General features: G+C 35.1%; 23 protein-coding genes, 1 pseudogene and 1 riboswitch. Of the genes and pseudogenes, 13 read left to right on the top strand and 11 right to left on the bottom strand.

The genetic code is table 11. The features are described from left to right. Positions 1–418: 418 nt before the first annotated feature. The 3 genes from AB9L17_RS23690 to AB9L17_RS23680 all read left to right on the top strand — a co-directional run bounded on the left by AB9L17_RS23690 (position 419) and on the right by AB9L17_RS23680 (position 2,242). The gene (locus tag AB9L17_RS23690; protein ID WP_375199879.1) at positions 419–646 is read left to right on the top strand and encodes a hypothetical protein; all 228 of its coding nucleotides are present in this window, start codon (positions 419–421) and stop codon (positions 644–646) included. A 78-nt stretch (positions 647–724) separates the two neighbouring features. Further along, positions 725–1,501, top strand: a complete 777-nt coding sequence (locus tag AB9L17_RS23685; RefSeq protein ID WP_068985035.1) for a Cof-type HAD-IIB family hydrolase — start codon at positions 725–727, stop codon at positions 1,499–1,501. Positions 1,502–1,645: 144 nt separating this feature from the next. After that, positions 1,646–2,242 carry a DedA family protein gene (locus AB9L17_RS23680; protein WP_374967630.1) on the top strand — a complete coding sequence of 199 codons (597 nt, stop codon included), beginning with the start codon at positions 1,646–1,648 and terminating at the stop codon, positions 2,240–2,242. Positions 2,243–2,294: 52 nt separating this feature from the next. On the opposite strand, the gene AB9L17_RS23675 is transcribed toward AB9L17_RS23680, so the two are convergent. Together AB9L17_RS23675 and AB9L17_RS23670 are read right to left on the bottom strand one after the other, a co-directional pair. Beyond that, entirely contained in the window at positions 2,295–3,032 is a 738-nt protein-coding gene (locus AB9L17_RS23675) for a cyclase family protein (protein ID WP_375199878.1), read from the bottom strand. Between the two features lie 118 nt (positions 3,033–3,150). Further along, positions 3,151–3,254: riboswitch (SAM riboswitch) on the bottom strand. Between the two features lie 146 nt (positions 3,255–3,400). Continuing rightward, on the bottom strand, positions 3,401–3,799 hold the full coding sequence (locus AB9L17_RS23670; protein WP_068985032.1) for a hypothetical protein: 399 nt from the start codon (positions 3,797–3,799) through the stop codon (positions 3,401–3,403). A gap of 140 nt (positions 3,800–3,939) precedes the next feature. Here AB9L17_RS23670 and AB9L17_RS23665 point away from each other — a divergent pair, with 140 nt between their 5' ends. Further along, positions 3,940–4,482, top strand: a complete 543-nt coding sequence (locus AB9L17_RS23665; RefSeq protein ID WP_375199877.1) for an SMI1/KNR4 family protein — start codon at positions 3,940–3,942, stop codon at positions 4,480–4,482. 80 nt (positions 4,483–4,562) lie between these two features. Here the strand turns inward: AB9L17_RS23665 and AB9L17_RS23660 are convergent. After that, positions 4,563–5,746, bottom strand: a pseudogene (locus AB9L17_RS23660) (MFS transporter). Positions 5,747–5,855: 109 nt separating this feature from the next. Between AB9L17_RS23660 and AB9L17_RS23655 the strand changes: the two are divergent. Further along, entirely contained in the window at positions 5,856–6,239 is a 384-nt protein-coding gene (locus AB9L17_RS23655) for a winged helix-turn-helix transcriptional regulator (protein WP_068985029.1), read from the top strand. 69 nt (positions 6,240–6,308) lie between these two features. Here AB9L17_RS23655 and AB9L17_RS23650 read toward each other — a convergent pair whose 3' ends face one another. After that, positions 6,309–7,154 carry an aldo/keto reductase gene (locus AB9L17_RS23650; protein ID WP_368638346.1) on the bottom strand — a complete coding sequence of 282 codons (846 nt, stop codon included), beginning with the start codon at positions 7,152–7,154 and terminating at the stop codon, positions 6,309–6,311. A 278-nt stretch (positions 7,155–7,432) separates the two neighbouring features. Between AB9L17_RS23650 and AB9L17_RS23645 the strand changes: the two genes are divergently transcribed. Continuing rightward, a complete protein-coding gene (locus tag AB9L17_RS23645) occupies positions 7,433–7,873 on the top strand; it encodes a VOC family protein (RefSeq protein WP_068985027.1) in 441 nt (146 codons plus the stop codon). A 68-nt stretch (positions 7,874–7,941) separates the two neighbouring features. Here AB9L17_RS23645 and AB9L17_RS23640 read toward each other — a convergent pair whose 3' ends face one another. From AB9L17_RS23640 to AB9L17_RS23625, 4 genes are all read right to left on the bottom strand, one after another. Then, on the bottom strand, positions 7,942–8,556 hold the full coding sequence (locus AB9L17_RS23640) for a response regulator transcription factor (RefSeq protein ID WP_375199876.1): 615 nt from the start codon (positions 8,554–8,556) through the stop codon (positions 7,942–7,944). Beyond that, positions 8,525–10,114: an ATP-binding protein gene (locus tag AB9L17_RS23635; RefSeq protein ID WP_375199875.1), complete on the bottom strand. Its 1,590-nt coding sequence runs from the start codon at positions 10,112–10,114 to the stop codon at positions 8,525–8,527. Before AB9L17_RS23635 ends, AB9L17_RS23640 begins: the two co-directional genes overlap by 32 nt. Before the next feature lie 75 nt (positions 10,115–10,189). After that, on the bottom strand, positions 10,190–12,157 hold the full coding sequence (locus AB9L17_RS23630) for an FtsX-like permease family protein (protein WP_375200832.1): 1,968 nt from the start codon (positions 12,155–12,157) through the stop codon (positions 10,190–10,192). Positions 12,158–12,186: 29 nt separating this feature from the next. Continuing rightward, positions 12,187–12,921, bottom strand: coding sequence for an ABC transporter ATP-binding protein (locus AB9L17_RS23625; RefSeq protein WP_375199874.1), 735 nt, complete (start codon positions 12,919–12,921; stop codon positions 12,187–12,189). 552 nt (positions 12,922–13,473) lie between these two features. Here AB9L17_RS23625 and AB9L17_RS23620 point away from each other — a divergent pair. The 7 genes from AB9L17_RS23620 (at position 13,474) to AB9L17_RS23590 (ending at position 20,172) form a co-directional block, all read left to right on the top strand. Continuing rightward, the gene (locus AB9L17_RS23620; RefSeq protein WP_068985023.1) at positions 13,474–14,142 is read left to right on the top strand and encodes a response regulator transcription factor; all 669 of its coding nucleotides are present in this window, start codon (positions 13,474–13,476) and stop codon (positions 14,140–14,142) included. Beyond that, entirely contained in the window at positions 14,139–15,491 is a 1,353-nt protein-coding gene (locus tag AB9L17_RS23615; protein ID WP_068985022.1) for a sensor histidine kinase, read from the top strand. Before AB9L17_RS23620 ends, AB9L17_RS23615 begins: the two co-directional genes overlap by 4 nt. Before the next feature lie 513 nt (positions 15,492–16,004). Further along, the gene (locus tag AB9L17_RS23610) at positions 16,005–16,916 is read left to right on the top strand and encodes an ABC transporter ATP-binding protein (RefSeq protein ID WP_068985021.1); all 912 of its coding nucleotides are present in this window, start codon (positions 16,005–16,007) and stop codon (positions 16,914–16,916) included. Beyond that, the gene (locus AB9L17_RS23605; protein WP_375199873.1) at positions 16,913–17,623 is read left to right on the top strand and encodes an ABC transporter permease; all 711 of its coding nucleotides are present in this window, start codon (positions 16,913–16,915) and stop codon (positions 17,621–17,623) included. Before AB9L17_RS23610 ends, AB9L17_RS23605 begins: the two co-directional genes overlap by 4 nt. Next, on the top strand, positions 17,623–18,360 hold the full coding sequence (locus tag AB9L17_RS23600; RefSeq protein ID WP_375199872.1) for an ABC transporter permease: 738 nt from the start codon (positions 17,623–17,625) through the stop codon (positions 18,358–18,360). Before AB9L17_RS23605 ends, AB9L17_RS23600 begins: the two co-directional genes overlap by 1 nt. Before the next feature lie 103 nt (positions 18,361–18,463). Beyond that, positions 18,464–19,726 carry an erythromycin esterase family protein gene (locus AB9L17_RS23595; RefSeq protein ID WP_375199871.1) on the top strand — a complete coding sequence of 421 codons (1,263 nt, stop codon included), beginning with the start codon at positions 18,464–18,466 and terminating at the stop codon, positions 19,724–19,726. A 287-nt stretch (positions 19,727–20,013) separates the two neighbouring features. Then, a complete protein-coding gene (locus AB9L17_RS23590; protein WP_068985017.1) occupies positions 20,014–20,172 on the top strand; it encodes a DUF1540 domain-containing protein in 159 nt (52 codons plus the stop codon). A gap of 51 nt (positions 20,173–20,223) precedes the next feature. Here the strand turns inward: AB9L17_RS23590 and AB9L17_RS23585 are convergent, their stop codons facing one another. The 3 genes from AB9L17_RS23585 to AB9L17_RS23575 form a co-directional block, all read right to left on the bottom strand. Next, positions 20,224–20,466: a group-specific protein gene (locus AB9L17_RS23585; RefSeq protein WP_068985016.1), complete on the bottom strand. Its 243-nt coding sequence runs from the start codon at positions 20,464–20,466 to the stop codon at positions 20,224–20,226. Between the two features lie 144 nt (positions 20,467–20,610). Continuing rightward, positions 20,611–21,705 carry a sensor histidine kinase gene (locus AB9L17_RS23580; RefSeq protein WP_223554054.1) on the bottom strand — a complete coding sequence of 365 codons (1,095 nt, stop codon included), beginning with the start codon at positions 21,703–21,705 and terminating at the stop codon, positions 20,611–20,613. Next, a complete protein-coding gene (locus AB9L17_RS23575) occupies positions 21,696–22,421 on the bottom strand; it encodes a response regulator transcription factor (protein ID WP_068985014.1) in 726 nt (241 codons plus the stop codon). Before AB9L17_RS23575 ends, AB9L17_RS23580 begins: the two co-directional genes overlap by 10 nt. Positions 22,422–22,452 lie beyond the last annotated feature (31 nt).

Genomic DNA, 22,452 nt, shown 5'->3' with positions numbered 1-22,452 from the left:
TGCTAATTTTTATATTTTACAATAGCTTATATAGGTTAAATTAACTATCTGTAATATAAGAAGAAAAATGCCATCTTTTCAATTATTCATGTAAAATTAGAGATATACTGATTAGGTAAATATAGGGATATTTTTGACTAAAAAAGGATTCTTAAGTGAAGAGACAGTGACAATGAAGCAGCTTGAACTTGTTTTGCATTTTCTAATTGGAATCATCAACAAAAGTAGGGAAGCGTATGCCATGTATATAAGTTGATTGGAGTGGAGACTGGGCGACTCCTTGGGGATTAGCGATAGAGGAACGAAGGCTAAGAGCATCACGTCCTGTGATAACGCCTTCGTGACCAACATCCTGTTGCCCCGAGACCCTGGAGCGCAGCGAAGCGGCTCATCGGACGCCCCCAGGAAGCTTTGCTCTGTGCGAAAGCGTAGTGCTAACGTAGCGGCAGCAACTGGGTTTTGTCTGTGCGAAAGCGAAGCGACAGCAACAATGTTTTATCTGTGCGAAAGTGCAACGACAGCAACAACAAATGTTTTATCTGCGCGAAAGCGAAGCGTCAGCGGCAAATGTTTTATCTGTAGCGAAAGCAAAGCGACAGCTACAAAGCGCCCGGTCGGAACGGAAATCAACCACACGTTATGTTGATGATCCTCTGATTAATGGAAATGGATAATAAATTTACACACCCGGTTAAAAATTATATAAAACGATAAGGAGCAAACGATGGATTATAAAATTGTATTTTTTGACGTAGATGGAACGCTTGTTAATTATGAAGATGGCTGTATAGAAGAAAGCACAAGGAAGGCTATACAACAATTAATAAACAAAGGAATTCGTATTGTTGCTGCTACAGGAAGACCTTTATCGATGTGCCAACAGTTAAGAAACATAGGAATAGAGACGTTTATTACGGCTAATGGCGCGTATGTTAAGCATCAAGATCAAGTAATACATAAAATACCTATTGCAAAAGAAATTGTCCAAGTAGTTAAGGCTTTTGCTGAAGAAAATAAACAAAGTCTCTCGTTTTTTACAGAACAATTATCGATGAATAACGTCCAAGAGAAAGAGACATTAACAGCTATGCAAGAGACATTATCTTTGCTAGAGTTTCCCGTTATTAATGAAGATATTTTAACGCAAGAGGTATATTTAATGTGTCTATATGCCGATGAGGAGATAGAGAGAAGATATGCATCACAATTCCCTCATTTATTGTTCAAAAGATGGCATCCGTACATTACAAATGTTTTGCAGCAAGATGTTTCCAAATCGATTGCTGTTCAAGCTGTACTAGATTATTTCAACTTGAGTCCTAAGGAAGCACTTGCTTTTGGGGATGGAGATAATGATATCGACATGCTGGAACAGGTTGGCTTTGGTATTGCAATGGGCAATGGTAGTGAAGCCTTAAAAAATGTCGCTGATTTTATAACGAAGAAATCAACTGATGGTGGTATTGAGTTTGCTCTACGTGAGCTACAAATAATAGTTTAAGAAAACTATATTTATAGCATGGACTAGCCACTATACGTTGGGGAAAACTTTATGAACGTTATAATACTCATAATGCTGTCTACTTTGAGTTATTATAAAGCTAACATTGAAAAGAAATCATTATGCTTTAGGTGGGATGGATTTATGGCGCATCATGTGCAATCTCTTATTGAACATTACGGGTATTTTGGCATTATTCTTATCCTAATTGGAGGGATTGTCGGGCTGCCACTTCCTGATGAGATATTTTTAACCTATGTAGGATATAGCGTATATCGAGAAACTCTCTCGCATATTCCAGCTCTAATCAGCGCTGTGGTAGGTGCGGCAGGGGGAATTACCTTAAGCTACTATATAGGCTATAGATTCGGGCTACCATTATTGCGAAAATACGGTCCAAAAATCCATATTACTGAACAGAAAATTGACGTTACTAAAAAATTATTTGCAAAAATAGGACCGATATTATTAGTAGTCGGATATTTTATTCCTGGTGTACGTCATCTAACAGCATATATTGCGGCTATTAATAATTATCCTTTTAAAAAGTTTGCTTTCTTTGCTTATACGGGAGCAATTATATGGACATTTACTTTTATTACCTTAGGAGAAGTACTTGGGGAGGAATGGCGTTATGTTGGGTTATATTTATCCCGCTACAGTATGTATCTTATAGCATTGTTCATCATAATAATTTTGATCGTTTATTTTATTTTTAAAAAAAGGAATTCACCTAAATAAAAAGGGTCTGATTCAATACCTATCATGGTTTGATTCAGACCTATTGCTATTTTTAAGGCACTATTGCAAATGAACGCACAGGGAATCCAGAGGCCTTTTCAGGTTTTGGTACAATATTGAAAATAACAGCACCTTTAGGAGGTAGCTTATCCAAGTTTGTCATAAGTTCAATTTGGTAAGTATCTTGCTCAAGCACAAAATATTCGCCATCTAACTTACCGTTTTTACGAAAATCAGCTGCTGAATCCGTATCAAAAGTTTCGTGACCAATCGCACTAACGTTTCGTTCGTTGAATAAAAATTGTAACGCTTCTAATCCCCAGCCAGGAATATGATTATTACCATCAGCATCTTTGTTGCTGAAAGCCTCTTTATCTGGCCAACGCTTACTCCAATCAGTACGAAGCGCAACAAAGGTACCCGCTTCAATTTCCCCATATTCAGCCTCAAAGTCAAGAATATCTTGGATACTTAATGTGTAATCGTTATTCAATTCGGCTGCCTTAGATTGATCAATAACGATTAGTGGTAGGACAAGTTCTTTTAACGCCAATTCTTCTAAAAAGCGTGTATTTCGCACAAAATGGATAGGTGGATCGATATGTGTTCCATATTGCCCAGGGAAAGAGAATTGTTGCGCAAAGAAACCATCCTCATGGGAAAATAATGTTTCAAATTTTGCATCATCAAACATAAAGAAATGAGGTGAATTAGGACCAAATGTATGTGTTAAATCTATCCATTCTTTCGATTTCAATAGTTGAAGTGCTTGTAAAAGGTCGTTTGTCATAATATTTTCCTGCTTTCTTGTAATTATTTTTGGATGCTTAGACTTTACTTACTAGTGAATATAAAAAAGAGCCCTCCTTGTAGAAAGAGGACCCTTGTGCAAAGCAACTAAGTAAGTCTTCTCATCTTCAAGGCTGATTTCGCCAATTGGAATTAGCACCATACCTATAGGCTGGTTGCTGAGACATCATAGGGCCAATCCCTCCGTCTCTCTTGATAAGAAAAAGTAATATAAGAATTTTCAGAAATAGATTACGAATACTTTAGCATATTTATTTATAGTTTACAAGTTCAATAGGGATACATAGTTAAAAAATTTCCAGAACCTTCAGAGTGTCAATTTGTGGTAATTTATAGATTAGATGAAACTCACCAGGTCAAATTTAAGGTGAGCTTACAACAGTCACTGTCAGTAAATATTATACGGATCCCATCTGGTGTATAGTTAGTTTCGAATTTGATGGTAATACCTGTCGACGCAATTAATTTTTCAACTTCTGTTTTATTTGACAGTTGTGCTGCGTTCATCAGATCATGGGCAAATTGCTCGGATTCGTCAATTTTATCCGTAAGTAATTGTGCTTGCTGCATAATGGCCTTAATTCGTTTCGCAGAAGTCTTCAATTTATTTATATTGACGGGTGGGAATGGATTGCTGTTTGCTGGGTTCGTCGGCATTGCTAGATATCTTGAAGGTTGTTGAGTGGCCATTGCCCATGTTGGATAATAGTTAGGGTAGACAAAATACGGATAAGGATTGTAATACAACTAAATTCCTCCTATCCTATAGTTGATACTCTATCTTATGTATAAAAATGTTTTAGGTGTTAGTGACTGATGTGAAAAACCTAGGACTGTAGGGGATTAGGGAGAAAAGATTTTACTCTGAGATAAAAAGGGGTTTAAAGATGAATATTCGTGAATATATAAAAAAAGGTTTTGAAGTTTACTACGAGCACTATAATCAGGTTTCGGAAGATGGATTTTGCAGATGGATGCGTCCGGATGTTCCTGTTGAGATGAAATTAGCAGATACTGATGAAGAATGGTCAAGATGGAAGCTGGTCCCTTCTATAGTAACGGAAGATGATATTCAAGCTTTAGAAAAAGAGTTCGGACTTCCATTTCCTGAATGGTATAAAGCCTTTATTTCAACGTATCATCATTATTTTGATGTCATACCGGAACAAAGTGTTAATGAACCTTTAAATAACGTTAGAGATATGTATAATCCATCGTTATGTAGTTTAGGATATCTTCCGTTTTCATGGGATGAAGAGTATGGAAAAATATTTTGCATTGATTTAAATGACAATGCAGATGAAGAAACTTGTGCAATATATGAAATTGAACATGAAGTTTTATTTGATGATAACGCCGATATTAAAGCGTCATTAGACTATCTGTATCCAAATTTCAAGGCATACTTTGATGCTACGTTCCTTAAATAGGATGAATAACAAAAGGAAGCCCTGGCTATTGTTAAAGCTTCCTTTCATCATTTTATTCTAATAAATACATAGCAAGGGATCTATTGCTTCTTTCTATCAAAGAGTAACCATAGGAACGTAGTAACCGCGGCAATCATCACCATGCCGAATCCATATATAGGAGTATGAGCTAATGATTGGTGGCGAACAATGATTCCTCCAATGTACGAACCTAGAAAAATACCAATGTTAAAGGCTGAAATATTTAATGCTGAAGCCATTGAAATAGCTGATGGTATATATTTTTCTGAAAGCTGAACGGCATAAAGCTGTAATCCCGGTACATTCATAAACATAAATAGCCCCATCATAAAGACCATTATTAATCCAACGATTGTTGATTCTAAAAAGAAGTTGATGCCGAGTAGTGCTAATGCTAAGCCTATAAAGATAAAAAAGATAGCACGTAAAGGGTTATTATTCGCAAAACGACCACCTAATGTATTACCGATGGCAACACAAATACCATATACAACTAAGATTACGACAATTGCTTTAGGTGAGTAGCCCATATACTGCTCTAAAATAGGAGAAACATAGGTGTATACAACGAATGCGCCACCATATCCAATTGCAGTAATAAAGAGAATTAAGAGCATTCTTATATTCCCTAATACTTTCCCGATATCTCGAATAGATATTGGATTCCCTTTAGACAATTGACTAGGTACAAGTAGGGCATTACTAATTAATCCAATAATACCTATGATAACTATGAAAATAAACGACATTCGCCAATCAGTTACTTGTCCAATAAAAGTTCCTAGTGGGACACCAGTCACAGTTGCTAATGTTAGTCCTGTAAACATAAAAGCTATTGCACTTGCTCGTTTATTAGGTGCCACAACATCTGCAGCTATAACAGAGGCGATGGACTAAACACACCATGTGCCAATGCTGAAATAACACGCCCAGTTAGTAGTAATAAGAATGAGGGTGCTAAGGCTGCAAGTAAGTTACCGATAATAAACAGTACCATGACGAGCAGCAACACATTTTTGCGACTAAGGCGCGATGTTAATGCTGTTAAAAGCGGTGCACCAATAGTTACACCTAGTGCATATATGGATACGGTTAAACCTGCAGTACTTAATGTTATATCAAAATCTTTTGTAATTAATGGAAGAAGTCCGACGCTTATAAATTCTGTAGAGCCGATACCAAATGCACTGATTGCAAGTGCGAGTAATGTTAGTTTGGCATTCGGCACTTTTGTATCTTTCATTCTAATAATATCTCCTTTGATTTTTTTATAGTATATAGTAATATTCATATACATCTAAAAGTCATATAGGGTACTTTTAGTTACTTTTGAATATTACAGGGGGTTTACAATGAAAAAAGTTTATAATATTGGTGTTGAAGCCACTCTTGAAGTCATTGGGGGCAAATGGAAACCTATTATTCTTTGTCACCTTAACCACCATGGTAAGATTCGTACGAATGAATTTCGCCGATTGATTCCAGGCATTTCGCAAAAAATGCTAACGAGCCAATTACGTGAATTAGAGCAGTCTGGGTTAATTAATCGCAAGGTTTTCAATCAGGTACCGCCAAAAGTTGAATATTCGTTAACACCTTATGGTCAAGAGATGGACCCTGTGCTGAACATGCTTTGCACTTGGGGTGAAAAACATATCGAAGTGCTACAAGATAAAGGTGAAGATGTACTGTTAATGCAACGTGATGAAGATATCGCGATTAAGCATACATCTTAAATAGATTGGAAAGAGACTGTCTAAGAGAAGAAAATAAGACAGTCTCTTTCACGTTTACATAGCTATTGTTTACATGACAAAATCAAACTCATCTGGGTTTGGTCCAACACGTTGATCTAGATTCATGGCGTTAATGATTGCCATCTCTTCATCAGTTAGTGTGAAATCAAAAATATCAGCGTTTTGAATCATACGTTCTTTGCGCACAGATTTTGGAATTGTGACGATACCATTTTGAATATCCCAGCGCAAGATAACTTGAGGATTTGATTTCCCGTATTTTTCAGCTATTTTTGAAATAGTTTCATTATCAAGAAGTCCACCTTGCATTAATGGTGCCCAAGCTTCCACTTGGATATTGTGTTCTTCGCAGAATGAACGTACTTCAGTTTGTTGTAATCGTGGATGAAGTTCCACTTGGTTAATAACTGGTTTGATACGAGCTATTTTAAGAAGATCCTGTAAGTGTGAAACTTGGAAGTTACATACCCCGATAGCTTTAATTTTCCCTTGCTCGTATAAATCTTCGAGTGCTCTCCAAGCTTCGGCAAATTTATTTTTACCTGGCCAATGAATGAGATATAAGTCTAAATAATCTAGCCCTAATTTTTCTAAGCTGTCTTCGTATGCTGCAATTGTCTCTTCATAGCTCAAGCCATCGTTCCAGACTTTAGACGTAATAAATAAATCCTCACGTTTTAGACCTGTAGATGCTAATGCTTGTCTAATTCCTTCACCGACACCTGCTTCATTACCATAAATAGCTGCAGTATCAATACTACGGTAACCAACCTCAATCGCATTTTTCACCATTTCTGCTGTAACATCATTCGGTACTTGGAATACGCCTAGCCCCATACCAGGCATTTGTAAGCCGTTATTTAATGTAATTTTATCTTGTAAATGATTAATCATTGTTCTGTCCTCCGATTTTTATTAGTGCTTCGTTGCTTACTTATTATGCTTTCATGCCAATGCAAAATAAAGTACGCACTTTTTGGTTTCATAGAAACGTGGAGGTTACTTTTGTGAGATATCAAAGGTTCATCGTAAGAAATTTTTCTTTGTCCACATGGTTCAGCTTTAATAAAGTATTTAGTCTGTAGCAAAATGAGTGGTTTACAAAGGCGAAAAGGGAATTCAATGCTAAAAAGAGAATAAGTAATTAAGACTTTTATAAAGGAGATCGTGAGATGAACCGTTTAAATTTAATCACATTGGGTGTAAAAGATATGGTCGAGTCACTTAGATTTTATCGAGAAGGTCTAGGATTTGAAGTGATTGTTTATGGGGAAGAAACAAATCCTGATGTTATTTTCTTTAATAATGGAGGAACAAAAATTTCCTTGTTTCCGATTGACCGTTTAGCAAAAGATATTAACGAAGCAAATCCACCAGCGATCGGCAACGGCTTTAACGGAATGACACTTGCTTATAACGGAAAGTCTAAAGAAGAAGTTGATCAAGTATTTGATTTGGCTAAAGAAGCAGGAGCAACAATCGTGAAGGAACCCGAAACAGTATTCTGGGGAGGCTATAGTGGCTATTTTCAAGATCCAAACGGCTATTATTGGGAAGTGGCCTACGGAGACATGTGGCAGTTTGATGATAATGATATGTTGATTATTACGTAAAACCATATATGTGACATTTCAGAGCATGACTTCATCATTGTGATTGTCACGCTCTGTTTTTACATTTGTTAATAATTTGGCTGAATATAGCCTAATTTTATTCCTTTTGTCACTGCCTCTAGCGAGGAGGACACATCTAGCTTATTAAATATATGCTGAATATGGTTTGAAATTGTACGTTCACTTGCAAATAACATAGATGCAATTTCTTTACGCTTATATCCATCGCATAGCAATTGTAATATTTGTTTTTCACTGTCGGTCAATTCCTCGATATAATCCGCGGGTAACGGAAAATAGTAGGTACCCTCATTAATTTCTACTAAAGTTTGTAGTAACTTATCTGGCATAATGTTTTTATTAATAAACCCGCTGACGCCAATTTTTTGAGCTTCATACCGATAAACAGGCAAATCATACCCTGTTAATATGACTATTTTTGTAGAACATTTATTAGCTAAAATGTTCTTTGCTAATCCTAGTCCGTCCTCACTACTGATGTTACTTAAATTTATATCTATTAACGTAATTGTAGGTTTAATTTCATTGATAACTGAAATGACATTTTCAATATTTTGTAATGAATGAAATTGTTCTATTTCAGGGGAATCTGCTAAGACAATCTCAAGACTTTTAGCAAACAGAGCGTGATCATCTATTAATAAAATATTGATAGGATTCATCTCCTTTCATGGGAATAACAATAGTAATACATAAGCCAGAAGGGGAACATTTTGAAATTAACATGTTGCCATTCAATAAAAATAACTGCTCTTTGATAGAAGCCCAACCTCTATGGTCATTAGGTTCATAATTTTCATGATCTACTTGACCAATCCCATTATCCTTTACTATAAGCTCTATTTCGTCATTATTCAGTGCAAGTTTTACTACCAGATTAGTACATTTAGAATGTTTGAACGCATTTGTTACTAGTTCTTTTACTATTCGATATATAACTAAATGATAAGGTTCAACTAAAAAGAAATCATCATTGCAGTTAAATGTGATGTCTATATTTTTATTTCCAAATTTCTGCTGAATCATATTAATTAAATTACTATAATTTTCTTTTAATGTGAGCGTTTTTAATATGGTCGGGTGATATTCCTGCATCTGTTCACGGATAGACAAGTTTAAGTCATCCAGCGTATTCACGATTATTTCACGAACCTCTTGTTTATTAGATTTATTCATCATAATTTTTACGGCTAATATATCCTGTAATATTTCATCATGTAAATAATTTGAAAAAGAAACTTTTAACTTCTCTTCTTTAACTATCTGTATAAGATGCTGTACGTAAGAACTTTCAGGGAATGTTTTTGGTTGTTCTGTATCAAAATATAGCGTTTTAGTTTTAATGTCATGAAATAACAAGGTGAAATAAAGCAACACAAACCAAAAAATTGTATGTAGGATAATAAAATAGGTAATCATATTGAATTGAAACAACATGCCAAGTGAACTAATGAAAACGAGAAAACATAACAATAATAGCCCCATTTTATATTCTTTTAAAAGAAAATACTTCCTCATAAATTTATGGTTTTTAAAAGCAATTGCGTGGATACTAAATAAAGGTAAAAAAATGACTGTATACCATCCAAAATTATTTAAGTGTTCAGGGCTATTTGCAAACAACACAGCATATCCAAAAAGGGGAACTATAAGAATCGCAACAGATTGAAGTAAATGCTTTTTTTCATTTTTTAAGACAAATATAATTCGTTTTCGATGCTTCAAAAATAGAAAGACCATGCAAGTGAAACTTACAATTATTTGAAATGAAAATAGAAAGGCGAACAGTGTATCATTAATCAATTTTGAAATGAGTGTTAATAGGCATATCATTTTTAAAATCGAATCTTTTTCTTTTTTATAAATATAGTTGGAATCTTGGAAAAAGAACACGAGCAAAAATTGTACGGTCATATATAGAATGACTACACTAAGTACTATGCTTAGTGTATAAAAAAAGGGATTTCCATTAAGGGTAAGTAAAAATTGCCATGCTGTAAGAATTAACAAATTAGAAAATTGCGATAGTGTTTTATTTTCTTTAATATTTATAAAATGGATATATGCTCCGTAGAAAACCATAATCGTTATAAGTATTAATGGTAGTATTTTTGTTGTTCCTATAATACTTTCCTGCAAAAACTCATAGCATAAAAAAATAATTAAAAAAAGTTGATGTATTAAAATAAAAAGTTGTTTGTGTTCATAGTACTTTTTCATCCATTCACATACCTTTACTAGATTACATACAGATAAAGCTGATGCATGTACATCAGCTATATCTGTAATTTTTTACTATTTACTATCAAAAATAATTTTATTACATGCTTGTTTCGTTAACAAATAATAAATGATATATACTAGAGTGAAAACTATGACTGCGAATAGAATAGGTAATATAAAGGCGCTGTTTTTTCCTAATAAGTCGTCCATTAAAGCGGTTTTGTAAGTGATTACTGCAAAAATACTGTGTGCTAATCCTAATACATAGGGGATGCTAAAGATCGCAAAAACTTCTTTACTAATTATTTTTTTTACTTTTTTCTTGTTATAGCCCATTCTTTGTAGAATAGTAAACTCATCTTTTTTTGACATAGCATTTGATAGATTTTGGAAATACAGAATGCTACCTGTTGCAATAAAAAAGATAATTGTGACGAAGCTAATAAGTAAGAATGTTGAACTATTTTGTTGGATAAGAAAATCTACTTTTTGGTAGCTACTTGAAAAATAGTTGTTATTTTTAAATAGCGGAGCTAAGTTTTCGTAAACTTCTTTACTTTCCCTCATATTCGTCCCATTAATGCTGATTATCGTCTTTTCTGGTAACCCGAAGGATTTTACTTCTTTATAAAGTTTGTCCGATATTATAAGCGTTCCGACACTATTGGCAAATCCTATTGGGTTAAGTAATGTCGTGTCTTTGACTTTTATATCTACGCTATTTGTAGGTGTTAAGTTTAAGGTATAAATATTCCCTTTATCTAGCTTCTTTTTGTCAGGTCGATATTTAACTAAAATACTTTCATTTTCACTTAAATTTTCGAATTCTACATTTTTTCCCTGATTACGTATTAGTTCCTTATAATCTGATTCGGAGATGAGATCAAACCCTGGCTCTTCCTTAATACTGTATTCTTGGGGTAAATTATTAGAAGGCGATGTTATATAGATAATAGTTGTTTTTTTGTGTTTCACATTTTCTTTGCCAGCAGTACCCTCTGCAATTTTGATTGCCTCAGTAGCCAGTTGTTTGTCCTCCACCGGGAATTCTATAGCTGACGGAATAATACGTTCTGTGGCAACAACTGGATGGTAAAGAGTCAGGACAGTAGAGCCTAATAAAGCTAAAGTTCCTGAAACTAATAAAGTTAATAAAATTAAAGTCTTTGCCATTGAACGGATTTTAAAAATAAAATTTGGAATGATAATAATATTGGATTCGTTATAAAACCAACTTTTCCTCATCTTTAATTTTTGAATAGCGAATGGTAAAAAAGAATGAATAAAGAAAATAGTACCTAGAACTACACTTATCATTGTTACAAGTGCAATAGGTGAAAAACCTATTGTTTTCCACAACGATTGAGTTCCTCTTGTCATATCAAGCGCTAAGAAATAGCCGAACAAAATAAGAAGTAGACCAATGAACGAGAAAGCTGTATTAATTTTTATTTGTTTTTCTTCCTTCTTATCCAATCGTACTAACATCAGTAACGAACTTTTCCGAAGGATTATCCAGTTTGATAATAATAAGACAGCTAAAATAGCGAATATAAAAATAAATGTAAATACAACAGCGTTTATATTAATAAATGGAATTTCGGAAGTTTCAATTTGTAATTTTAATAATTTGACGATCGCTCCAACAATTCCTTTATGAGCAACAGCACCAAGAATGATTCCAACAATTAAAGCAGCGAAACAAATTAAAATATTTTCGAGCGTTAATAGTTTTACCATAGTCGACTTCCGATACCCTAAGAGCGAATAAATCCCAAGTTCTTTCGTTCTTTTTTTCATAAAAAAGGTATTAGAATAAGACATATAGAATAATACAAATGCCATAACAAACATCACTACTACTCTTGACATTGTTTCTACTCGGCCATCTGACGAAATTTTCTCCAAAACAATACTGTTCATGGAAAATGAAATAAAGGAGAAGAATACCGTCAGTACAAAGGCTACAGAAACGAAATAGAACGAATAGAAGGAAAAATTATTCTTCAAATTCTTTTTTGCAATTGTTAATAATCCCACCATGATGCATTCCTTTCACCCTTTAGTCTTTATTTAGAGATTTCCTTTAATATTTCTTCAAAAAATTGTTTTCTGGTTTGATTGTTTCTTTTTAATTCCTTTATGATATTTCCATCTTTAAATAGCAGAATTCTACTTGAAAAACTTGCTGCATAAGCATCATGAGTTACCATTAAAATAGTAGTATGGAGTTCCTCATTTACTTCTCTTAACTTTTGAAGTAACTCAGTTGCAGAGTGTGAATCTAATGCGCCTGTTGGTTCATCAGCAAATAAAATACTTGGCTGTTTCGCAATTGCTCTGGCTGCGGCAACTCTTTGCTTTTGCCCGCCAGAAAGCTGACTAGGGTACTTTGATAATTGTTCGAATATCCCAAAACGCTTTGCTAAATAGTTGATCGTTGAATCTATTTCTTCTGGAGATTTGTGCAGTAAAGTAAGGGGTACTGCAATATTTTCCTTTACGGATAAGCTATCAAGTAAAAAATACTCCTGAAAAATAAAGCCTAAATGATCCTTTCTAAAATCAGCAGATTGGTTATCATTGAGTGTTTTTATATCAACACCATCAATTAAAATTTCACCATCTGTAGGCGTATCAATCGTAGATAGAATATTTAATAAAGTTGTTTTTCCTGATCCAGATGCCCCCATAATTCCAACAAATTCACCAGATTGAATGTCAAAAGATACTTTATTGAGTCCAGGCACTTGATTTTTGTTATAAATTTTTGTCACATTTTTTGCGGATACTAATGTATTCATCTTTTTTGCTCCCTTCATTTCATCAGTACGTCAAGTTTATTATTCAATCCGAAAGGACACATGAGTAAAAAACGCAATCTTTTTGGCAATGGAGATGGGAGAGATAGTAAGAAGAGCTGTTACATAAATTTCAAATAGAATAAATAGTTGAAGGCTCTTCACCAAAAGTTGTAGATTTACATTTGTTAAGGTATATGCCTTTTATCTTCATTCAATAGAAGACTCCCACCTCTGAAGGTAGTGAGATAAATGCGGATGTGGTTCCCGTCAATAGGTTTCCACCTCTACTGAATGAAGATAAAGCCTCCAGCGGATGTCACGGATTTCAAAGGAATGAATTGTGCTGGCACAATTCAAAATCCGGACGCAATTACGCCAAGGCGAAATTGATATAAGTTGATTGGAGTGGAGGCTGGACGCCCCCAGCCGGAACGGAAATCAACCACACGTTAGGGTGAAGACCCTATTTGAAATTATATAATGCAAAATATGGGTTTTTAGTATAACGTTATTTTTAAGGCTATATGAATACATAGAATAGGAGGATGAACATTGTTTCGCATATTGTACATAGAAGACGAAAAAGAGATTGGCCAATGGGTGACGAAGGATTTAACCGAAAGGGGCTATGAAGTGACATGGCTAGAATCTGGTGAAGAGGTCGATCAGCACATAGCCTCTAAGGATATCGCGATATTGGATGTGATGCTGCCTGGATTAGACGGCTTTTCAATTGGTAAAAGAATTAAGCGAGAAAATAAAGAAATTCCTATTTTGATGTTATCAGCACGTACGGCTGTGGAGGATAAAATAGAGGGGCTTAATTTCGCAGATGACTATTTAACGAAGCCATTCCATCCTGATGAACTAGTAGCGCGTGTGGAAGTATTGTTAAGAAGATATCAAAAGAACGACGATGTACTGGATCTTCAGCATCTTAAAATTTTTACGAAAGAAATGCGAATCATGAATACGCAGACAGATGAAGAGGTTCAATTAACAGGCAAGCAGTTCTATTTATTTCAATATTTTGTTCGCCATTTAAATCAAATCCTAACAAAGGAACAGCTTTATGAGGGTGTCTGGGGTGAAAGCTACATAGAAGGCGATAAAACATTAATGGTGCATATTCGATACTTAAGAGAAAAAATAGAAATAGATCCAGCGAAGCCGACAATTATTGAAACCATTCGTGGTATTGGCTATAGGGTGAAGCTATGAAATTTTTCCGATCATTATTAGCTAAGTATATGTTGATTATTTTTTTAGCCATCTCTATTGTTCAATTATCATACTTTGCTATTGCTGCTTTTGTGTTTGGAATAGGAAAAACTGATTTTTCAAGTGAAGTTCTCAGGGAAAGCGAAATAGAGGAAAAATGGCATGCGGAAGCTAAAAGTATAAAAATCATTACAGAGGAAACAATTACTCAACGTTTTGAGGATTGGCAGAAGCAATATCCAAAAGCTTCTATGTTTTGGGTAAGTGAGGATGGAACTTTACTCACAAAAGTGAATGTGGAGGAACAGATTCCATCCAAATGGACACCAGCGTATACTACAAAATTTATTAAAGAGCGTTATGGTGGTGATCCGTTTACAGTTATCGCTTTTTTAGGAGATGACGAGTCCAATGGATTTATTGTTTTTGAAATGCCAAAAGAATTATTTAAACCACCACTTGTGAATGTTTATGAAAAATATGGTGCCATTATATTATTGGGTGTTATTTCCATTATTTTGTTTTTCATTGTAGTTTCCTTTTTATTTTTCAGAGGGATTCGGAAAAGACTATTGCACCTTCAAGAAGCGATGGAAATTCGTGATGTAGATGGCTTACCTATTGAAACGAAGGTCAAAAAGAAGGACGAGATTGGTCAACTTGAACAAAGCTTTAACCGAATGGTGTGTGAGCTTAGGGAGAGTAAAAATCGTGAGCAGCAGGAAGAACAGTTACGAAGAGAGCTGATTGCTAATCTATCACATGACCTACGTACCCCTTTAACGAAAATTAGAGCGCAATCTTTTTCTCTCAGCAAAGAGGAACTATCAGAAGAGGGGCAACAGGCTATTAAAGCAATGGAAATTTCGATTGTAAATATCGATGCTTTAATAGAAAATTTAATGTCCTATACTTTACTAATGGCTAGTAAATATAAATTTGAACAAAAAGAAATCAACGTTATACGATTTGTACGTGAGCAAATGACAACATGGTATCCGGTATTCGAAAAAGAAGGCTTTGAAATCGATATTGAGGTACATCCATTTGAGAAAAATGAGTGGCAAGTTGATCCGATTTGGCTTGGGCGTATATTTGATAATTTATTTCAAAATGTATTACGCCATGCAAATAGCGGGAAATATATTGGCGTGGAAACTGAATCGACGGAGCACTATGATGCATTTATCATTAAAGATCACGGAAACGGCATGAAAAATGAATCCAATGCTAAAGGTGCGGGCATCGGCTTATCTATCGTTGATATCATGGTAAAGGGCATGGATTTAGACTGGGATATTGAGTCAAGCGAATCCGGCACAAAGATTAAAATTAAACACTACAAATAGAATAATTTGTGAAGCATGTTAAGGCATGCTTCATTTCAGTAATGTCCAAACAGTATGCCAGCAAAGCTTATGGCATGCTTTTTTTTAATTCATAATACATACGGACTTCTTGGGAAAGTAGAATGGAGCAGTACTTAATAGTAAGGCGATTGGAATTGAATTGCTATCTTCTTTTTAATGCTCATCACAAAAGTAGGGATGCCATTTGTTAAAACGTACGCCATGTAAATAAGTTGATTGGAGTGGAGGCTGGGCGACTCCTCGGGGATTAGCGATAGGGGAACGAAGGCTAAGAGCATCACGTCCTGTGATAACGCCTTCGTGACCAACATCGTGTTGGCCCGAGACCCTGCAGCGAAGCGAAGCGGCTCATCGGACACCCCAAAGAAAGCACCCAGCCGGAACGGAAATCAATCCACGTTATGATAAAGTGTCTTTTTTAAACAAAATTTAAACTTGGGCCTTACCTGTTTTTAACCTTCATTACTTATGATAATGACAGAGGTGAGGACAATGGAATATATCGTACAAACAGAAAATTTATCAAAAAGCTTTGGTAAAGAGCAAGCTGTATCAAATATAAATTTAAAAATACGTAAAGGTGAAATATATGGATTTTTAGGACCGAATGGAGCGGGAAAAACGACGACTATTCGTATGCTTCTTGGGCTGATGAAGCCATCTTCGGGGACAATTAAAATCTTCCAAAAAGATTTAACGAAAGAACGAATAAATATTTTAGCAAAGGTCGGTTCATTGGTAGAGAACCCTTCCTATTATCCACATTTAACAGCCTATGAAAATTTAGAAGCGTTAAGAAAAATTTTAGGTGTACCGAAATCACGCATCGATGAAGTACTAGAGATTGTTCGTTTAAAGGATGTTGCCAATAAAAAAGTAAAGGGCTTTTCACTTGGGATGAAGCAACGTTTAGGTATTGCAGCATCCTTGTTACACAATCCTGAATTACTTATTTTAGATGAACCAACGAATGGTCTTGATCCATCAGGTATTATCGAAATCCGTAATTTGATTAAACGATTGCCTTCAGAATATGGAATGACGGTTATTATTTCAAGTCATTTACTATCAGAAATCGATCAAATGGCTACACAGGTGGGGATCGTTACGAAGGGAAAGATGATTTTCCAAGATTCAATTGAGGCAATGCGCAGATTTGCTCAGCCAAAGGTATTAATTAAGGTGAGTAATGGCGAAAAGGGTTGGCGTTCACTAGTAGCAAATGGTATTAAGGCAGAACATAAGGATGACCTGATTTTATTCGATGAATGCTCAGATGAAAAAGTAGCACATATTGTACAAATCCTCGTACAAGAAGGCATTTCGGTATACCGAGTAGAGGAAGAGAAACGATCATTAGAAGAGATTTTCCTTCAAATGACAGCAGGAGAGCAAGCGCTATGATAGGAAAACTATTAACTTCTGACTTTTTGAAAATTAAACGCAAAGGATTATGGTTTTTAACAGCTTTAGGACCCATAGGTGTTGTTGCCCTACAAATGGTGAATTACGGCGTAAGGAAGGACTATTTGTTAGAGCAAAGCAAGGACGATTGGGGCTACTATTTATTAAATGTTCATTCATTTACACCGCTTGCTATTGTTTTAGGGATTGCTATTTTAACTTCATTTATGGCAAGCATTGAAAACGAAACAAATGCTTGGAAGCAATTAATTGCACTACCTGTCTCAAAATTAACGGTGTACTTATCGAAATTCACAGTGCTAGCCATTTTATTGTTTTTGTCTTCCACGTTGTTAATGTTAGTTACGATGGCTTATGGCGTGTTTTTAGATTTAGGTGATAGCATACCAATTGGGGAAATTGCTAAATTTAGTTATTATCCATATTTTGCTGCGTTGCCAATATTGGCACTTCAGCTTTGGATTGCAAGTGTTTGTCATAATCAGGGGATACCAATAACAGTAGGTATTTTTGGCGTGATTTTTGCCTACTTATCATATTTTTTACCTGATTGGATGATTTGGAAATGGCCATCGTTAATGAATCAATGGGATGAGCCGATTATTAATGTCATGCTTGGAATAGGCATTGGTATTGTACTGTATATTATCGGAACGATCGATTTTGCTAGAAGGGATGTAAAGTAATGGGATCTATACTGAGCGCTGAATGGTTTAAATTGCGAAAATCTAAAATGGTGCCATTAATTTTGGCAGGACCTATAATCGGACTTTTTATAGGATTAGCATCAAACACTATGAATGGTTTAATAGGTTCTGAAATTAATGAATGGTACGTCTCTTTAATTTCCATGAATTTAACATATGCATTATTATTCCTGCCTTTAATTTCAGGAGTATTTGCGAGTGTTATTTGTAGATATGAACATCAATCGGGTGGCTGGAAACAACTTTTAGCATTACCTGTTACAAGAGGGAAAGTATTTGTTGCAAAGTATCTATTAATTATGCTTCTTGTGTTGGCGATGCAGGTACTATATTTATGCTCTATATATGCAGTAGGTCTTATAAAAGGCTACACAGATCCTTTCCCAATGGAGATTGTATGGAAAAGTATTTTTGGAGGATGGATAGCGACATTGCCATTAGTCGCGTTGCAGCTGTGGACGTCCGTTATGTTTAAAAGCTTTGCTGCTCCATTTGCCGTAAACGTCATTTTTACTTTACCTTCTATCTTAGCAGTCAATTCCAAACGTTTTGGACCTTACTATCCATGGGGTCAGCCCTTCTTGATGATGAATGTTGGTGGCGATACAGGGGAGGTATTCTTTGTGCCTTGGGATCAATTATTAACAGTTGTAGGCGGAGGGTTCTTACTGTTTTTCCTTGGAGGATATTTATACTTCCAACGAAAAGCTGTATAAAGTGAATTTTAAACAGTGGGGATTTACTTCATCTTCACTGATGATCAGCCTTCACTAATTGGGCGAGTACGGGCATTTAATAGAGTAAGGGAGATTTCTTAAAATGGTATTTGTTAAAAGGAGCTTTTTATTAATTTCAGCATTATTTCTTTTATTATCTTTAGCGGGCTGTGGAAAGGGAGAAGCCGTTAAGGATGCTCCAAAGTATACATCTGCAGTTGAAGATATAGATATTCCGAATGATGTGAAAGTAATTGGTTTCGGCGAAGCGACACACGGAAATGTTGAATTTCAAACATTAAAGAAGGATGTTTTTCAGGCTTTAATAAAAAATGAAAATGTCCGTGTTTTTGTATTAGAAGGCGATTTTGGTGGCGCTCAGCAAATCAATCAGTTCATTTTAAATGGTACTGGCACAGCTGAGGAAGCGGTAAAAGCTTTGGATTATGGTATCTATAAAACGGAGCAAATGATTGACTTTGTTCAATGGATGCATGATTATAACTTGACTGCCGATGAGAAAGATAAAATTTATTTTTACGGTAATGATATGCAACGCTATGATTTTAGTAAAAAAGGGTTATTGGATTATTATGAAGCAGTTGATCAGGACAAAGCAAAGGAATATGCAGTCCAATTACAACACGTTTCAAATAAGACAATGCGCGATTTAAAGAGTGATCAACTAAAAGAACTAGACGGAAATATTGATGCAATGATAAAGGATTTGCAAACAAATAAAGAAGCTTACATAAAGCAATCATCGAAAGAAGCCTATTTATTTGCTGCCCAATATGCACAAATCATGAAACAACGCACGCAATTATTTTTAAATGACAGTGATTATATGAATCTTCGTGATAAATATTTAGCTAACAACTTACAGTGGATTGTTGAATTTGAAGCGGCTCAAGGTCATGATAAAGTATTAATGTCTGCTCATAATGGACATATAGAGAAAACTTCTGCAAATATGGCAGGATACACATCTATGGGTCAATACTTAGACGAAGAGTATAAAGATGCGTACTTTGCCATTGGGACGGACTTTGTTAACAATACGTTTCAGGCACAAAATGGATCTGGTGAAAGAAAAACTTATACAGTTAAGCATCATAATGCATTAATCGATGCTTTCAGCGAAGTTAAGGAAAATATTTTCTATGTAGATTTTGAAAAAGCAAGTGAATCTGACGAGTTAGCAGAAATTCTTGCTGAGAAGCAGAGAATGGGGAATATCGGTGATGACTTTAGCTTTTGGTACAAGTACACACAGATGCTTTATACAATTAAAATGACACCTCAAGAAGCTTATGATGGCATTATTCTTGTTCAAGAGGCAACAGCAACAGAAGTTATTGAATAACAACGTATCATGCAACATAAAAATGCTATTACCTCCAAATAGGTAATAGTATTTTTGTATATAAACCCAAATATCATCACTTGCGGATAAAGTAATCATAGCATAATTAGAATGAAGCTTTTGAAGATAAATATAATTTTTCAGGTGTGTTGATTAACTATTTTTATCCACCTTGATTGATTTGAAGGCTCTGATTTCCGCTACGGGATTTGCGGATTAACCTTCTATTAATAAGTATTGAATACCTCGATTTTGTTAATGATAACAAAAGAGGAGGTGTGAAAAAAATGGCACAAGAAATTCTCTGTGAAGTAAATAACTGTACATTTTGGGATTCTGGAAACAAATGTACTGCAGAAAAAATTTATGTTGTAAGTCAAAAGGGACAGCAGGCATCTAATAGTGAAGAAACCGACTGCAAAACATTTGAACCTGATACGCATTAATTGAGGTAGGGTAATCATTATTTTTATGATTACCCTTTTCCAAACGTTCGATTAGTACATATTTACGCTGTCCTTATTAAACAATAATGAATGAGCATTTTTTACTCTTTCCTCAACATTGTCTAAAGAATACTTTCCAAATGAATCAGTTAGATCACCAATTGCACGCGATAAATTATCAATAACAGGAATCAATGTATCTAACTGAGTAAGTTCTTTCCCTCTGTTCATTTCATCCGTAATTTCATAGGCTAGATGTTGAATCTTTTTTAGTCGCAATTTTTCAGATTGCATGGAACCCTCCTTATTGAACCTATTTATAATGTCTAAATATATGACATACAATATAATTTCATGAATGGTTTCTAGCGGGACCAAGAAGAGTCAACAATCGCTCGGGCCCGCAGAAGAACAGCTCAGGTAAAGTCCAGTATCCTATTATTTTTTAGGCAATGTAATAATAAACGTCGTCCCTTTAGAAGGTTCACTTTGTACGGCGATGGAGCCTTTATGAGCTTGAACAAGCTTATAAACGATCGCCATGCCCAGTCCAGTACCTTCAGAAGAAGCATCTGTCGTAGTTCCGCGATAATACTGCTGAAAAATATTATCTAACATGTGCTTGGATATCCCCACACCGTTATCCACAATGTGAATTTCTACATGCTCGGACCTATTAAAAATCTGTGTATAAATATCTGTGTTATGTGGATTGTGGATAATTGAATTCATAAGAATGTTTTGCAATATCCGTTGCATGAATTTAGCATCAAATTCAACGTTAAGTATTGAAATATCCGTGTCAAAATGAAGCCTATAGGCATTAGCTTGTGGATTATTGCTCATAGTGGCAACAATTCGTTTAGTAAATTCAATTATATCCAGATTTTCTTTATGCAAAGGTAAGTAGCCATTCGCACTATTTAACTGAATAACGAGACTTAAATCTTGAATAAGTTCCTCCATATGCTTGCCTTTATCTGCAATTTCTTGAATAAAGGATTGGGCTTCCCCTTTAGACCATTCATATTGCTCGTTTAATAACAGAGTAGAGTAGCCTGTAACATAAGTTAATGGTGTTTTTAAATCGTGCGAAATACCCGCAATCCATTCTTGTTTAGCTTGCTCTACTTTTTCTCGTTCTATCTCCGCTGCTTGTAATTTGAAAGATAAGCTTTGTAAATGTTGAAGTACCTCTTGATATAAAAGATAGCGCATACGAAGCTTTCCTTTTCGAGTATAGATTTTAGAGAATCCCTCCGGCTTTTCGTAATTTTCTTGTGAAAGCTGATGAATCCATGTCATGATAAATCCAAGGGGACCCCCAAAATACCATCCAAATGCTCCGATACAAGCTATAGTGCTGAACCCGAAAGTCCATAGTACAATCATATTCTCAGAATCTTCATTTACAGATTTATTGATAAGTGGAAGGATTCCTTCTACACTAATCAAAATACAAATACCTGATGCAAATATCCACAAAATTATCCCCAACGCGAGGTGAAACATAAATCGTGTACTTATTCGCATCGTGAATCCTCTTTTGGTGGAATAAATTTATAACCAATTCCACGTAAGTTTACAATGATTTTAGGGTTACGCGTATCATCTCCAAGTTTCTTCCTTAGCTTCGAAATATGGATCGTAACGGTTTTCTCCTCACCATAAACGTCATTTCCCCAAACAAATTCATAGAGCTGTGTAGTAGTGAAAATACGGTTAGGATTTTTACAAAAGAACTGCAGTAGCTCTAACTCCTTAGCTGTACATTCGACGATCTGATTATTAACGATTAATGTTGCAGATTCAGGATTAAGAGCAAAATAACCGAAATCGAACTTCACACTTTGCTGTTGCTGTGAATTCTCATACATTTTTTGACGTCGAAGGATGACCTTTATCCGAGCAATGACCTCTAAAGGATTGAAAGGTTTTGTAATATAATCATCTCCACCGATCCCTAGTCCTGTTAATTTATCAAAATCTGTAGAGCGAGCACTGACAAAAATGATCGGTGTATTTGTATGCTTCCGTATTTCCGTACAGAGCTCAAAGCCACTTATATCTGGCAGCATGATATCGAGCAAAATAATATCGTATATATTGGTTTTGACAAGCTGCAATGTGTCTTTGCCCGTCGATGCAGTATCAATATTTGTAAAGTTTTCTTTTCTAAGTGTAATTTCTAATAATTTTAATATACCAATCTCATCATCTACGATTAAGATTTTTTCTGTAGATTCCATTTTTATCCCTCATTTCAATTTCATCATAACA

The sequence above is a fragment of the Lysinibacillus sp. RS11 genome (assembly GCF_042019215.1).
Classification (GTDB): Bacteria; Bacillota; Bacilli; order Bacillales_A; family Planococcaceae; genus Lysinibacillus; species Lysinibacillus xylanilyticus_A.
The sequence above is the reverse complement of the archived record's forward strand: the minus strand, read 5'-3'. Positions and strand labels throughout refer to the sequence as shown.

Excerpts from the sequence above, each read along its gene's own strand:
- AB9L17_RS23680 (WP_374967630.1), top strand. The coding sequence starts at position 1,646 with ATGGCGCATCATGTGCAATCTCTTATTGAACATTACGGGTATTTTGGC.
- AB9L17_RS23580 (WP_223554054.1), bottom strand. The coding sequence starts at position 21,705 with ATGCGAATAAGTACACGATTTATGTTTCACCTCGCGTTGGGGATAATT.
- AB9L17_RS23595 (WP_375199871.1), top strand. The coding sequence starts at position 18,464 with ATGGTATTTGTTAAAAGGAGCTTTTTATTAATTTCAGCATTATTTCTT.
- AB9L17_RS23650 (WP_368638346.1), bottom strand. The coding sequence starts at position 7,154 with ATGATTAATCATTTACAAGATAAAATTACATTAAATAACGGCTTACAA.
- AB9L17_RS23605 (WP_375199873.1), top strand. The coding sequence starts at position 16,913 with ATGATAGGAAAACTATTAACTTCTGACTTTTTGAAAATTAAACGCAAA.
- AB9L17_RS23675 (WP_375199878.1), bottom strand. The coding sequence starts at position 3,032 with ATGACAAACGACCTTTTACAAGCACTTCAACTATTGAAATCGAAAGAA.
- AB9L17_RS23590 (WP_068985017.1), top strand. The coding sequence starts at position 20,014 with ATGGCACAAGAAATTCTCTGTGAAGTAAATAACTGTACATTTTGGGAT.
- AB9L17_RS23665 (WP_375199877.1), top strand. The coding sequence starts at position 3,940 with ATGAATATTCGTGAATATATAAAAAAAGGTTTTGAAGTTTACTACGAG.
- AB9L17_RS23600 (WP_375199872.1), top strand. The coding sequence starts at position 17,623 with ATGGGATCTATACTGAGCGCTGAATGGTTTAAATTGCGAAAATCTAAA.
- AB9L17_RS23655 (WP_068985029.1), top strand. The coding sequence starts at position 5,856 with ATGAAAAAAGTTTATAATATTGGTGTTGAAGCCACTCTTGAAGTCATT.
- AB9L17_RS23640 (WP_375199876.1), bottom strand. The coding sequence starts at position 8,556 with ATGAATCCTATCAATATTTTATTAATAGATGATCACGCTCTGTTTGCT.
- AB9L17_RS23615 (WP_068985022.1), top strand. The coding sequence starts at position 14,139 with ATGAAATTTTTCCGATCATTATTAGCTAAGTATATGTTGATTATTTTT.
- AB9L17_RS23685 (WP_068985035.1), top strand. The coding sequence starts at position 725 with ATGGATTATAAAATTGTATTTTTTGACGTAGATGGAACGCTTGTTAAT.
- AB9L17_RS23610 (WP_068985021.1), top strand. The coding sequence starts at position 16,005 with ATGGAATATATCGTACAAACAGAAAATTTATCAAAAAGCTTTGGTAAA.
- AB9L17_RS23635 (WP_375199875.1), bottom strand. The coding sequence starts at position 10,114 with ATGAAAAAGTACTATGAACACAAACAACTTTTTATTTTAATACATCAA.
- AB9L17_RS23575 (WP_068985014.1), bottom strand. The coding sequence starts at position 22,421 with ATGGAATCTACAGAAAAAATCTTAATCGTAGATGATGAGATTGGTATA.
- AB9L17_RS23625 (WP_375199874.1), bottom strand. The coding sequence starts at position 12,921 with ATGAATACATTAGTATCCGCAAAAAATGTGACAAAAATTTATAACAAA.
- AB9L17_RS23585 (WP_068985016.1), bottom strand. The coding sequence starts at position 20,466 with ATGCAATCTGAAAAATTGCGACTAAAAAAGATTCAACATCTAGCCTAT.
- AB9L17_RS23645 (WP_068985027.1), top strand. The coding sequence starts at position 7,433 with ATGAACCGTTTAAATTTAATCACATTGGGTGTAAAAGATATGGTCGAG.